The organism is Mycobacterium sp. SMC-13 (genome assembly GCF_045311035.1).
GTDB lineage: Bacteria > Actinomycetota > Actinomycetes > Mycobacteriales > Mycobacteriaceae > Mycobacterium.
This window is the reverse complement of the sequence record NZ_JBJIAI010000053.1, coordinates 1-11,698: the sequence shown is the minus strand read 5'-3', so window position 1 is coordinate 11,698 and position 11,698 is coordinate 1. Positions and strand designations below refer to the sequence as shown.

Below are 11,698 nucleotides of genomic sequence, written 5' to 3'. Positions count from 1 at the left end.
CGGCCGACAACCCGGCCACCCCGACCGGAACGGAGGTCGCCTGAAAAACACCAATCCACAGGTATTGACAATTACTCTTGATCAGCGGAATGCTCATGATGCGCGGCGTGGTCGGGACCCGCGCCCTCCGTACAAGCAAGCCCGCGGCCATCGAACGAGTGCTCGGGCCGGCAATCGCTGCCCTCATCGGCGATTCCCGGATCTGAACTCCCCGGTTCGGGAATCAACCCACTTAAGTCTACGTTTGTATACAACGAAAGTATACAGATGTAGACAAGGAGGGCCTGAGTGGAACTCGGATTGAGCCACAAGCGAGCATTGGTCACTGGCTCGAGTGCGGGTCTCGGCCGCGCGATCGCCGAAATGCTTGCCGCAGAGGGTGCTTCTGTGGTTGTGCATGGCCGTGACCCCGATCGGACGCAGGCGGTGGTTTCGGCGATCCGCGCCAAGGACGGTGATGCGGTGGCCGTACTCGGCGACCTCGCGACCGACGACGGGGCCGCAGCGGTCGCGCGCGCCGCGGGCGAGATCGACATCCTGGTCAACAATGCCGGCGACTACGACGGTTCGTCCTGGGCGGAACTGTCCACCCAGGAATGGGCGAGAATCCATCAGGCCAACGTCGTCTCAGTCGTGCGGATGATCTCTCATCTGGTCCCAGGCATGCGCCGACGGGGCTGGGGTCGGGTCATCCAGATCGGGGGCGGTCTCGCAGTTCAGCCGGTTGCCCAGCAGCCGCACTACAGCGCCACCCTCGCGGCTCGGCACAATCTGACGGTCTCGCTCGCACGAGAATTGTCCGGAACGGGCGTCACCGCCAACATCGTCGCTCCCGGAGCGATTCTGACCGACAGCACACGGGACACGGTCTTGCAGGCTGCCGCGGCACACGGTTGGGGACCTGCGTGGGAAGACATCGAAAAGGCCGCGGCGACAACATGGTTCCCCAACGACATCGGCCGACTCGGCCGTCCTGAGGAGATCGCGGCCGCGGTGTGCTTCCTAGCCAGTTCCCATGCCGCATACATCAGCGGTGCCGATCTCCGCGTCGACGGCGGCACCATCCGCAACCTCAACTGAATCCACCCGGTCACAAGAAAGGTCACTGTCATGTCGCACGTCTTCCTCATCTCCGGCGCGTCCCGCGGTCTCGGGCGCGCCATCACCGAAGCTGCCCTCGCCGCCGGACATCGCGTCGTCGCGGGAGTCCGCTCCGTTTCAGCGCTCGACGACCTCGCGGCTCGCGCGCCTGAGCACCTGGCCGTCGTCCCGCTCGATGTCACGGACGACGGTCAGGTCCGCGCGGCCGTCGATACCGCGATCCATCGGTGGGGTCGCCTCGACGTTCTGGTCAACAACGCCGGGTACGCCAACATGGCTGCCGTCGAAGACGTTGATGCCGACGACTTCCGCGCCCAGGTCGAGACGAACTTCTTCGGCGTCGTGCGGCTCACGCAGGCCGTCCTTCCGATCATGCGGCGGCAGCGTGCGGGCCACATCATCCAAATCTCCTCAGTCGGTGGGCGTTTGGCGCGGCCGGGCCTGGCCGCTTATCAATCGTCCAAGTGGGCCGTCACCGGCTACTCCGGCGTCCTGGCACAGGAGGTCGCGCCCCTCGGCATCAAGGTGACCGTGCTGGAGCCCGGCGGCATGCGCACGGATTGGGCAGGCTCGTCGATGCGCGTCGCCCCGGTCCGCGACGAGTACCAGGAGACCGTGGGTGCCTCGGCGCAGCTGAGCCAATCCGCGCACCTCGGCGCCAGCGATCCGGTGAAGGTCGCAGCACTGTTGCTCGACATCGTCGAGATGGACACTCCACCGGCACGCTTGCTGGTCGGCCCTGACGCATACCGGTACGCCACCGCAGCCGGGCGTGACCTGCTCGCCGCCGACGAAAGCTACGCGGATCTCAGCAACTCGACCGCGGCCGATGATGCCACCGCCGTTCAACTCGATCCGCTTGGTACCTAGCGGCTCGGGGCGGATCATCACTGATCCGTGCTGATTGACCTGGTCGTCGAGCCGCCTGGCCGCTCAACGTCGGCCCGGCGGCTCGGGAGTTACCGCGTGGGTGGACACTATGACGTGGCCCTTTCCGCAACAGTATTCAAAGTCGAACTTGGCGTCTCCGATGTCGATCATGGTTACTACGCCGATCACGCGCTGACCGTGGCCCGCCACCCCAGTGAGACCGATGAGCGAATGGTGGTGCGGTTGTTGGCTTTTGGGCTGCGTGCACATCGACTCAGCGACGTCGACGGCGAGCTGGCGTTCGGGCCGGGCCTGTCCACCCCTGGCGTACCGGACCTGCGGCTGGCCGACTACACCGGCCGGATCCTGGAGTGGATCAATGTCGGCCAGCCCGACGAACGCGTCTTGAGCAAGGCGGCCGGCCAGGCCGAGCAGGTGCTGCTCTTCCCTTTCGCCGCGGGCGTGGCCACCTGGTGGCGCACGGTCGGCCCCAAGGTGGCGGGGCTGGCGAACCTGTCGGTGATGCAGATACCGCACGCACCGGTGGAGCAGCTGGCCCAGACGGTCGATCGACGGGTCGCGGCACAGGTGATGGTGATCGAAGGTCAGGTGACGATGACCGTAGGTGGCGTCGACGTGACCTTCACGCCCGAGCCATTGCAGTGAGCGGCCTCGCGCCGTCGACGCAACGTTTGTCGTCAGCCGGGCACGGGTAGCCAAACAGAAGAGCAAGCCGCGGAGCCGAGACCGCTCCATAGCGCGGGGGCAATTTTTGGGTTGGCTCTTTGCGGAAGTACGCGCAGCCACGACAGGAGAATTCATGTCGTCCAACATCTCAATCGCCTCGACGATCGCCGTCGCGGGCGCGACGGCCGCCGTAGTACTGGCGCCGGGCGCGTACGCAGATGGCGGGGACGCACCGTGCGCGAACGAAGGCGGTGCCACCGTATGCGAGAAGCCGGGGAACGCCAATGTCATCGCCACCCCGCCCGAGCAGGCAGGGGACGGCGCTTCCGGCGGACAGAACGGCCAGAATGGCCCGTACGGGCCGTCGGGCTCCCAACCGCCGGTCGGCTAGGTCGTGGCGGGACGCCGCCTCTCCCCTGTGCCCAGTTGATCGCCCGACGAGGCCGAACCCATCCACCAGGGATGGGTTCGGCCTGCTGTCGAGCAGAGCGACGGCGTCGCCGAAGTCGGGTCAGGGAACCGACACGCAGCCGACACCCGGCACGCAACCGCCGCCGCCGCCGGGACCTCCGCCACCGGACGGGCCTCCGGGAATGCTGCCTCCGCCGCCACCGGGCCCACCGCCGCCGGTCGGTCCACCCGGGATCGAGCCCCCGCCGCCGCCCGGTCCGCCGCTGCCGGTCGGTCCACCGGGGATGCTGCCTCCGCCACCGCCGGGGCCTCCGCTGCCGGTCGGTCCGCCGGGAACCGATCCACCGCCTCCGGCGGGTCCACCGCCACCGGTCGCCCCGCCCGGAGCCGCACTCGGGGACGTGGTGACAGTGGTCAAGCTCGTAGTGGGCGTCGTTGTGGTCGTCGACGTGTCGGTCTTTGTCGGGTTGCCGCCGTCGTCGGAGCCACATGCAGTGGCAACGGGGAGCATCACGACGCCCGCGACCAGGCCGATCCACGCCGAGGTCCTGCGCTTAGGTGCCCGTGATTTCGAGCGTGTTGTCTCGCCGGCTGTCAATGTCATGAGTGGTTCGCCTCCCTGTCGACTTGTCGTCTTGGTGTTCCCCGACATCGCGAATTTCAATCCTCAAAGTCCGACTTTTGCGATGACAGGCAGGCCGTTATCGATGCCGGTGTCAGTTGAGCGCGGTGCGGACGTCGACGCTGGCGTGTGCTTCTTGGAAGCTCTGGTCCGAGACCAGGGTCAGACGTGCGCACTCGTGGAATTGTCGGAGCGTGACTGCGCCGCACGATGTCATGGTGGCCTTGATCTTGGCGATGGTGACGGCAAGTCCCGCACCGAGGTCTCCGGCGTAGGGCACGTAGCCATCGACGCCTTCCTCGAAAGTGAGGCCGCCGCCTGGCTGTTCGTAGCGCTGCCAGTTGCGGGCGCGGAAGGACCCCTCCCCCCAATATTCTTTGACGTAGCCGTCGGTAGTGGGCACCTTCGCCCCGGGCGCCTGATCGAACCGGGCGAAGTAGCGACCCATCATGACGAAGTCGGCGCCCATGGCGAGGGCGAGCGCCACGTGATAGTCCAGCTGCAGTCCACCGTCCGAGCACACCGGTACGTACTGGCCGGTGCGCCGAGCGTAGGCATCACGTGCAGCCGCTACGTCGAGTACTGCGCTGGCTTGGCCGCGCCCAATACCCTTCTGGTCACGCGTGATACAGATCGACCCGCCCCCGACACCGATCTTGACGAAGTCGGCCCCGGCATCGGCGAGATAGTCAAATGCTTGCCCGTCAACAACATTGCCCGCTCCGATCACTACATCGGGATAGCGGCTCTTCGTCCAGTCCAGCGCTCGGGCCTGCCACTCGCTGTAGCCATCCGAGGAGTCCAGACACAGTGCATCGGCGCCGGCGTCCACCAGCGCAGGAATCCGCTCGCGGTAGTCGTGGGTGTTGACCCCCGCACCGACCCGTAATCGTTCCTCCGCGTTGTACGCCTTTACTGCGTGAATGTCGTTGACCTGCTCGGCGATTGGACGATTGTGATGCAGAAAACTCAATCCCCCGTGTCTGGCCAGTGCGATCGCCAGCTCCGGAGAACTGACCGCTTGCATGATTGCCGAGGTGATCGGCACATGCAGTTGAAGCCGCGAATGCTCCCCGACGCGGTGACGTGCCAGTGGTGCCGCGAGTTGCACACGATCAGGCCGGCATGCGGCTGATGTTTTGTTGGGCAGGAGCAAGAACTCATTGAATGTGCGGGAGACGCCCTCGACGATGTGTGCCATAGAGCAGCTTGACTGATCACGGCGTGTCAGATCAAATCAGCCACGCCGACTCCGGACGTTACGACGGAATTTTGGATGCGAGAACGTCGATGTTCTCGATATCGGGTGGCGCGGTGAACAGTTCGTCAGCGCGCTGCGCGAGTTCGGTGCCCACGCCGCCTGCCAGGTGTGTCTGTCGGCCGGCGTCGTCGTCAAAGACGTCGAAGATGCCGAACGTCGAGGCGTCGAATTGGACGGCGAACCAGGCCCGGGTATCGGGCTCCTGTTCCACGATCGCCTGTGCGTCTGCCAGAAATTGGGCGGCCTCTGCCTCTTTGCCTGGTTTTGCGTGTACCCGAACCAACAGCCCGACTCGTATCACTACTCCTCCTTCGGTCGCGTTCTGCTCGGTCCGCCAGCCATGGCGAGTCTGATCCTGTGCTACCAGCTCGTGGGACCCGCATGAACACCGAACGGCTACCCGTGCCCGCGCGGGGTAAACACCTACTTACCTATGGAGGCGAGCGATGGCGGCACTCTTCGCAACCTAAATCTTCTGCAGCCCGCCCTCCGCGGTGTTGCGCACCGCGTCCCCGACTTGCAGCGCTTTCCACGTGGCGCGGTCCACACGAGCGGTGATCACCTGCCCGTCGTCGAGCCGAACACGCAAGCGCCGGTACAGATTTGCTCCGTCGAGAAGCGCCCGCCGTTTCTCGACGACAGTGCCTGTCCACTCCGAGGTCGACATCTCAGTTACCCTCGACTTCCCGCGTGACGCGATAGCGGAGGTGAGCGACGCCAGGGGCGTGCAGCACGCGCACGAGTTCCAATTTCGGTAGGCCGGGCTGGAATCCGTCGAACAATCGCTCGCCCGAGCCCAGGATCACGGGCGACACTTGCAGGTCGATCTCGTCGACCACGCCGGCCTCGATCGCCTGGCGCGCGCACGACGCCCCACCGGCGATCGAGATGTCTTTCCCGCCCGCTACCGCTTGCGCCTGGGCGTATGCGGATTCGATGCCGTCGGTGACGAAATGGAATGTCGTGCCGCCCTGCATCTCGATTGGGTCGTGGGCATAGTGCGTGAGGACGAAGACCGGGCAGTGATAGGGCGGGGTGTCGCCCCACCATCCGCGCCAGTCCGAACCGTCCCATTCGCCACGAACCGGTCCGAACATGTTGCGCCCCATGATGGTTGCACCCATTCCGTCCAGCATCTCGGACATCACCTGCCGGTTGACGGGGTGGTCTCTGTTGGGACCGATGTGCCAGTCGTGGAGACGCAACCCGCCCAGCCCTATCGGATTCTGTTCGCTCTGATCAGGTCCGGCGACATAGCCGTCAGCCGAGATCGACATCGAGAGGTTGGTTCGTGCCACGTCAAGCTCCATTCCGTCGGTTTCGCGCGGTTGCCTCTGCTTGATATGACCGCTGCGGCTGCGAAAACTCATCGGCACGACTTCGCGGCAGATCAGAGAACTTCGAAGTACTCGACGTGATAGAAGCCTTCACCGCTTGTGCTATCGCCCACCACGTCGCACGGCACTGTTGCGCGGTACGGAACAGATTCGCGATGGCTCAGGTTGCACCCTAGAACGCCCAATGAACCCGAAGGAGGATGACAGATGCCCGAATCAGTCTTGCTCGGCGATCAATTATCGGTCAGCGCAATGGGTTTCGGAGGAATGGCACTGACCCCGGTGTACGGCGGAGCCATTGACGAGAATGAATCGTTGGCCACGCTGAACCACGCCATTGACGTCGGGGTGACCTTCATCGACACCGCCAACATCTACGGGGACGGGGACAACGAGCGGCTGATCGCTCGAGTGCTCGCCGGCCGCCGTGACGAAGTCACGCTGGCGACCAAGTTCGGTATTCAGGGCAACCCGGCCGGCCGCGCGCAGGGTCGCATCAGCCCGCGGGGCGACGCCGCCTACGCACGCCAGTGCATCGACGAGAGCCTGCAGCGCTTACAGACCGACGTGATCGACCTGTACTACCTGCACCGCCGCGACCCAGCCGTGCCGATTGAGGAGACCGTCGGCGCGATGGCCGAACTGGTCGCGGCGGGCAAGGTCCGTCACCTCGGGTTATCTGAGGTCAGCGCCGCCGAACTGCGCGCCGCCAACGCGGTGCACCCGATCGCCGCGCTGCAGAGCGAGTGGTCGGTCTGGACCCGCGATATCGAGTCGGTCATCGTCCCCACCGCTGCCGAACTCGGCGTGGGCCTTGTGCCCTTCTCTCCGCTGGGCCGAGGGTTCCTGACAGGCTCCGTGCGGTCGGCAGCCGACATGGGCGAGAACGACTTCCGCCGCACGATGCCGCGCTTCGCCGGAGCAGCGTTGGAGGCCAATCAGGCGGTCGTCGAAGCCGTGGTATCGGTTGCCGGCACAGTCGGCGCTACACCGGCACAGGTTGCGTTGGCGTGGCTGCGGCACCGGGCCGAAGACCTGGGCGTCTCGGCGGTGCCGATTCCGGGCACACGTCGCGCCGCACGGGTCGACGAAAACCTCGCCTCGTTGTCGGTCACGTTGACTGCCGAGCAGGTGCAGACGCTCGGGGACGCGGGTGACAGGGTTACCGGGGCCCGCTACGCCGACATGTCCGCGATCGGTTCCAGTCGGGACTCATCGCCAGACGCCGACACTCACTGAGGCCGACGACGTGCTCTTGCTGGAGGTGCCTCAGGCGCCGCCAGCGAGAGCATCCACAACGGCCGACGAAAACGCAGGCAGGTCGTCGGGGCCGCGACTGGAGATCAGGTTCCCGTCGATGACAACCTCGCGATCGACCACCGTCGCTCCTGCGTTCTGCAAATCGATGCGCAGGCTGGGATACGACGTCAAGGTTCGGCCTTTGGCAACGCCGGCGTCGATCAGCGTCCACGGGCCGTGACAGATGACGCCCACGGGCTTGCCGGATTCGACGAAGTCGTGGACGAACTTCACCGCCTTGTCGTCGCTGCGCAGCTTGTCGGCATTGACTGTGCCGCCCGGAATCAGTAGTGCGTCGAAGTCGTCCGGTGTTATGTCGGCGACCAGACGTTCCACGGGCTCAGTGCCGCCGGGGCTCAGATCGTTGTCGCGCATATCGATGGAGCCTTCTTGCAGCGAGACCAATGCGGTGCTGGCACCGGCGGCTTGAACCGCATCGCGGGGCTCCTGCAGCTCGCGGCGCTCGACGCCGTTGGTGGCGAGGATCGCCACCTTCTTGCCTTCGAGCGGCGCAATGCTCTCGTCCAGATTCTGTTCGGCTTGCTCGGCGTAGTCAGCCAGCTCGGCGATCGATTCGTCGCCTTCCTCAGCGCGCATCATCAACTCCTTGCCTGCGCCGCCGCGGCTGGCGGCGCCGCTCGGCTGGGTACCCGGGTATGCCCGGGCCGAAACCGCCTGCGGTACTCACGGCCTCGACCTGGCGAGTTGTTCTGAAACACGCGTTCTTTCAACCACTTCAGGGCATCTTCACAGGCGGCGAGATCAAGTTACGCACCCGATCCGGAATAATCCGGCAATCTATGACCTTGCTCTCAAGAGTCGCACTTTCCCGACCCATGGAGCATCAATGACTCGTCCCGTCCGCGTCGCCGTACAGATCCAGCCCGGCGGCACGCCTGACTACGCCACGTGGCGCGACGCCGTCGTGGCAGCCGACGACCTCGGCGTCGACGTGATCTTCGGTTACGACCACTTCCACCGCCCCGCGATGAAAGGCATCGTCGACGGCAAGCCCGTCCTGTTCGACGAGCAGCCCGACGTCGCCAACTTCGAGGGGTGGACCGCGCTCGCATCGTGGGGCGAGATCACCTCAGATGCCGAGATCGGGCTTCTCGTCACCGGCGTCGGCTACCGCAACGCGGACCTGCTGGCCGACATGGCGCGTACCGTCGACCACATCAGCGGTGGCCGGCTCATCCTCGGCCTCGGCGCCGGATGGTACGAAAAGGACTACACCACTTATGGTTACGACTTCGGCACCTTCGGCTCGCGCTTCGATCTGTTCGACGAGAGCCTGATCCGCATCGAGAACCGGCTGTCCGCTCTGATCCCGCCCCCGGTCCGCAAGATTCCCATCCTCATCGGCGGCACCGGCCCCAAGCGTTCGCTGCCCGCGGTCGCCAGGCACGCCGACATCTGGCACGCATTCCAGGATCTCGACGCCTTCCGCCGGTCCAGCGACCGCGTCGATGAACTGGCAGCGACGTACGGCCGCAACGGTTCTGACATCGAACGTTCGACGCTCTGGACCAATGCCGAAGCCGCTGATGCCTTCCGCGAGGCCGGTGTCACGCTGTTCCAGACCGAACTGACCTCCGACAACGGCTACGATCTGACCTCGCTCAAAGAGGTGATCGCCTGGCGCGACGGCGCGTGAGCGCGAGCTGAGCCGCGCTACAACGGATTCAGGATGCGGTCCAGGAACTGTCGCGTGCGCTCTTCCCTCGGGTTGCCGATCACCTCGTCCGGTGTCCCGCGCTCGAGGATGATGCCCTGATCGGTGAACAGCACCTGATTGGAAACCTGCCTGGCGAATTGGATTTCGTGGGTGACGATCACCATGGTCCAACCCTCGACCGCGAGATCTTTGATCACAGAGAGCACTTCGCCCACGAGTTCGGGATCGAGCGCAGACGTCGGTTCATCGAACAGCACCAGTTTCGGCTTCAATGCCAGTGCCCGAGCGATGCCGACACGCTGCTGTTGCCCGCCGGACAGCTGATACGGGTACTGGTCTTTCTTGGCGGCGAGCCCCACTTGATCCAGCAGCGCAAGGGCTTCGGCCTCGGCCTCGTCCTTGGGCCGCTTCTGCACGATGACCGGCCCCTCGGTCACGTTCTGCAGGACCGTCTTGTGCGGGAACAGGTTGTGGCCCTGGAACACGAAGCCGCTCCGCGACTGGAACCGGCGCACCTCGGGTTTCGGTGTGGGAGTGGAGAAGTCGATTTCGATGTCGTCCACCCGGATGATGCCGGCGTCGGCCCGGTCGAGGGCGTTCAAGGTGCGCAGCAGCGTCGTCTTGCCGGACCCGGACGGCCCGATGATGGCTGTCGCCGTCCCCTGCTCGACGGTGAACGAAACACCTTTGAGCACTTTGTTGTCGCCGAAGGCCTTGTGGACACCCTCGGCCACCACGCGGTTCTCTGTCATCGCGCCACATACCTTTCCAGCCGGCGTTCGATTCGACCCTGGCCGAACGAGAGTGCCAGGCAGATGACCCAGTAGTACACCGCGGCGGTGCCGTACAACGCGAAGAACTCGAACGTCGGCGCCGCGATGATCTGCGCTTGCCTGAGCAGTTCCGTGACGAGAATCGTCGAGGCGAGCGACGTGTCTTTCACCAATGAGATCAACGTGTTCGACAGCGGCGGCACCGCTACCCGGGCCGCCTGCGGAAGGATGATACGCCGAAGTGCGCCAGCATAATTGAAGCCGATGGTCTCGGCCGCCTCCCACTGACCTTTGGGAATGCTCTGGATGGCCGAGCGAATGATCTCCGCCGCATAACCGCCGACGTTCAGCGAGAACGCGATGACGGCCGCGGGGAACGGATCGATCTTCACTCCCAGTTCGGGCAGCGCGTAGAACACGATGAACAGCTGCACCAGAAGTGGGGTGCCGCGGATGATCGAGATGTAGAACCGGGCCACGTTGGCGAGAACCACGTTCGACGACAGCCGTGCCAGCGCCACGGCCAGCGCGAGTACCAGACCGATCACGAAGCTGATCACGGTCAGCGGGATGGTCTTGGTGATCGCGGCCTTCGCCAGCGGGCCGAGGCTGTCCCCGATCAGCGCCCACGTCGACCGCGGCACATGCTGCGCCCGGCCGGCGTCGGGTCCACCAGATGCGTTGGCCTTGAGGTACTTCTGCGAGATGGCGGCGAGGGTGCCGTCGGCCCGAAGTTCGTCGAGCGCCTTGTTCAGATCGGGCAACAGACCACTGTTCTTCCGCGCTGCGAAGCCCTGCTCGCTCTTCTCCCCCGTATTGGCGGCGATCTTGACCGACTTGTCCCCCGTCTCGGCGAGGTAGGCGTACACCGCGATGCTGTCGTTGATCACCACGTCGATGCGGCCCTGGTTGAGCAGCTTGATGGCTTGCGTGAAGCCTTCGACGACCTCCACCTTGGCGCCGTGGTCTCGTGCCACCTTCGCCCAGTTGCTGGTGGCCGTTTCACCCGCGGCCTTGCCTCTGATGTCGTCCAGCGACTTGACGGAGCTGTCATCCGCGCGGGTGACGATGACGCCCTCCCCCACCGAATACGGCTCGGAGATGTCGTATTTGGCCTTGCGCTCGGGGTTGATCGTCACCTCGTTGGCGACGACGTCGAATCGGTTGGCCTCCAGCGCGGCGAAGATCGAGTCCCACGGCGTCTCGATGAACTCGACACGCACACCGAGCTTGCCGGCGATGGCCTTGGCGACGTCGACGTCGTATCCGACCAGTTGGTTCGTGGCCGGGTCGTGGTAGCTGAACGGTGAGTAGACGCCTTCGGTGCCGACTCGCAGCACCCCTGCCGCCTTGACCGGATTCTCGCCGTTCTTGCCTGCCGGCGACCCGCACGCCGCCAGTGCCAGGGCGACGAGCAGCAACACCGGCAGGAGGGCTCCTCGTATGTAGCGCACCGCCGGAAGTTAGCAAGTCGATGGGCGCTCACAAAGGGTTCTGCTCATTCCGGCTGATACGGCCATTACCGCCAGCAGGTATGGACGCAGTAGCGCTTTCCGCCACCACGGATTACCGCCGGTGTCCAGAGCAATGATCAATACCTGTGGATGAGGCCCGAGGAGGCGGCCTGAAAGTGGGCGCACCTTCCCGAGGATGATCATC

General features: G+C 65.0%; 14 protein-coding genes. 6 read left to right on the top strand and 8 right to left on the bottom strand.

All coding sequences use genetic code 11. The features are described 5' to 3' along the window. The first annotated feature begins 288 nt into the window (after nt 1-288). The 4 genes from ACJH6I_RS31060 to ACJH6I_RS31045 all read left to right on the top strand — a co-directional run bounded on the left by ACJH6I_RS31060 (nt 289) and on the right by ACJH6I_RS31045 (nt 3,049). Entirely contained in the window at nt 289-1,080 is a 792-nt protein-coding gene (locus ACJH6I_RS31060) for an SDR family NAD(P)-dependent oxidoreductase (RefSeq protein WP_406785163.1), read from the top strand. Nucleotides 1,081-1,110: 30 nt separating this feature from the next. Then, on the top strand, nt 1,111-1,971 hold the full coding sequence (locus tag ACJH6I_RS31055; RefSeq protein ID WP_406785162.1) for an SDR family NAD(P)-dependent oxidoreductase: 861 nt from the start codon (nt 1,111-1,113) through the stop codon (nt 1,969-1,971). A 114-nt stretch (nt 1,972-2,085) separates the two neighbouring features. Beyond that, entirely contained in the window at nt 2,086-2,637 is a 552-nt protein-coding gene (locus tag ACJH6I_RS31050) for a YaeQ family protein (RefSeq protein ID WP_406785165.1), read from the top strand. Between the two features lie 154 nt (nt 2,638-2,791). Further along, nucleotides 2,792-3,049, top strand: a complete 258-nt coding sequence (locus ACJH6I_RS31045) for a hypothetical protein (RefSeq protein WP_406785161.1) — start codon at nt 2,792-2,794, stop codon at nt 3,047-3,049. A 120-nt stretch (nt 3,050-3,169) separates the two neighbouring features. Here ACJH6I_RS31045 and ACJH6I_RS31040 read toward each other — a convergent pair whose 3' ends face one another. The 5 genes from ACJH6I_RS31040 to ACJH6I_RS31020 form a co-directional block, all read right to left on the bottom strand. Then, a complete protein-coding gene (locus ACJH6I_RS31040) occupies nt 3,170-3,580 on the bottom strand; it encodes a hypothetical protein (protein WP_346415842.1) in 411 nt (136 codons plus the stop codon). Nucleotides 3,581-3,785: 205 nt separating this feature from the next. Beyond that, complete coding sequence (locus ACJH6I_RS31035; protein ID WP_406785160.1) at nt 3,786-4,892, bottom strand: IMP dehydrogenase; 1,107 nt, start codon at nt 4,890-4,892, stop codon at nt 3,786-3,788. A 58-nt stretch (nt 4,893-4,950) separates the two neighbouring features. After that, a complete protein-coding gene (locus tag ACJH6I_RS31030) occupies nt 4,951-5,253 on the bottom strand; it encodes an antibiotic biosynthesis monooxygenase (RefSeq protein WP_346415820.1) in 303 nt (100 codons plus the stop codon). A 165-nt stretch (nt 5,254-5,418) separates the two neighbouring features. Next, nucleotides 5,419-5,619 carry a hypothetical protein gene (locus ACJH6I_RS31025; RefSeq protein WP_346415819.1) on the bottom strand — a complete coding sequence of 67 codons (201 nt, stop codon included), beginning with the start codon at nt 5,617-5,619 and terminating at the stop codon, nt 5,419-5,421. 1 nt (nt 5,620) lies between these two features. Then, nucleotides 5,621-6,250 (bottom strand): dihydrofolate reductase family protein, encoded by a 630-nt coding sequence (locus ACJH6I_RS31020; protein ID WP_406785164.1) that lies wholly within the window; start codon nt 6,248-6,250, stop codon nt 5,621-5,623. A gap of 246 nt (nt 6,251-6,496) precedes the next feature. Between ACJH6I_RS31020 and ACJH6I_RS31015 the strand changes: the two genes are divergently transcribed. Continuing rightward, on the top strand, nt 6,497-7,528 hold the full coding sequence (locus tag ACJH6I_RS31015) for an aldo/keto reductase (RefSeq protein WP_406785159.1): 1,032 nt from the start codon (nt 6,497-6,499) through the stop codon (nt 7,526-7,528). A 30-nt stretch (nt 7,529-7,558) separates the two neighbouring features. Here ACJH6I_RS31015 and ACJH6I_RS31010 read toward each other — a convergent pair whose 3' ends face one another. After that, nucleotides 7,559-8,185, bottom strand: a complete 627-nt coding sequence (locus ACJH6I_RS31010) for a type 1 glutamine amidotransferase domain-containing protein (RefSeq protein WP_406785158.1) — start codon at nt 8,183-8,185, stop codon at nt 7,559-7,561. 250 nt (nt 8,186-8,435) lie between these two features. On the opposite strand from ACJH6I_RS31010, the gene ACJH6I_RS31005 reads away from it, so the two are divergent. After that, the gene (locus ACJH6I_RS31005) at nt 8,436-9,245 is read left to right on the top strand and encodes an LLM class F420-dependent oxidoreductase (RefSeq protein WP_406785157.1); all 810 of its coding nucleotides are present in this window, start codon (nt 8,436-8,438) and stop codon (nt 9,243-9,245) included. Nucleotides 9,246-9,262: 17 nt separating this feature from the next. Here the strand turns inward: ACJH6I_RS31005 and ACJH6I_RS31000 are convergent, their stop codons facing one another. Continuing rightward, nucleotides 9,263-10,018, bottom strand: a complete 756-nt coding sequence (locus ACJH6I_RS31000) for an amino acid ABC transporter ATP-binding protein (protein ID WP_406785156.1) — start codon at nt 10,016-10,018, stop codon at nt 9,263-9,265. Then, the gene (locus ACJH6I_RS30995; RefSeq protein WP_406785155.1) at nt 10,015-11,493 is read right to left on the bottom strand and encodes an ABC transporter permease subunit; all 1,479 of its coding nucleotides are present in this window, start codon (nt 11,491-11,493) and stop codon (nt 10,015-10,017) included. Before ACJH6I_RS30995 ends, ACJH6I_RS31000 begins: the two co-directional genes overlap by 4 nt. Nucleotides 11,494-11,698 lie beyond the last annotated feature (205 nt).

Excerpts from the sequence above, each read along its gene's own strand:
- ACJH6I_RS31025 (WP_346415819.1), bottom strand. The coding sequence starts at position 5,619 with ATGTCGACCTCGGAGTGGACAGGCACTGTCGTCGAGAAACGGCGGGCG.
- ACJH6I_RS31055 (WP_406785162.1), top strand. The coding sequence starts at position 1,111 with ATGTCGCACGTCTTCCTCATCTCCGGCGCGTCCCGCGGTCTCGGGCGC.
- ACJH6I_RS31000 (WP_406785156.1), bottom strand. The coding sequence starts at position 10,018 with ATGACAGAGAACCGCGTGGTGGCCGAGGGTGTCCACAAGGCCTTCGGC.
- ACJH6I_RS31035 (WP_406785160.1), bottom strand. The coding sequence starts at position 4,892 with ATGGCACACATCGTCGAGGGCGTCTCCCGCACATTCAATGAGTTCTTG.
- ACJH6I_RS31005 (WP_406785157.1), top strand. The coding sequence starts at position 8,436 with ATGACTCGTCCCGTCCGCGTCGCCGTACAGATCCAGCCCGGCGGCACG.
- ACJH6I_RS31045 (WP_406785161.1), top strand. The coding sequence starts at position 2,792 with ATGTCGTCCAACATCTCAATCGCCTCGACGATCGCCGTCGCGGGCGCG.
- ACJH6I_RS31010 (WP_406785158.1), bottom strand. The coding sequence starts at position 8,185 with ATGCGCGCTGAGGAAGGCGACGAATCGATCGCCGAGCTGGCTGACTAC.
- ACJH6I_RS31015 (WP_406785159.1), top strand. The coding sequence starts at position 6,497 with ATGCCCGAATCAGTCTTGCTCGGCGATCAATTATCGGTCAGCGCAATG.
- ACJH6I_RS31040 (WP_346415842.1), bottom strand. The coding sequence starts at position 3,580 with ATGCTCCCCGTTGCCACTGCATGTGGCTCCGACGACGGCGGCAACCCG.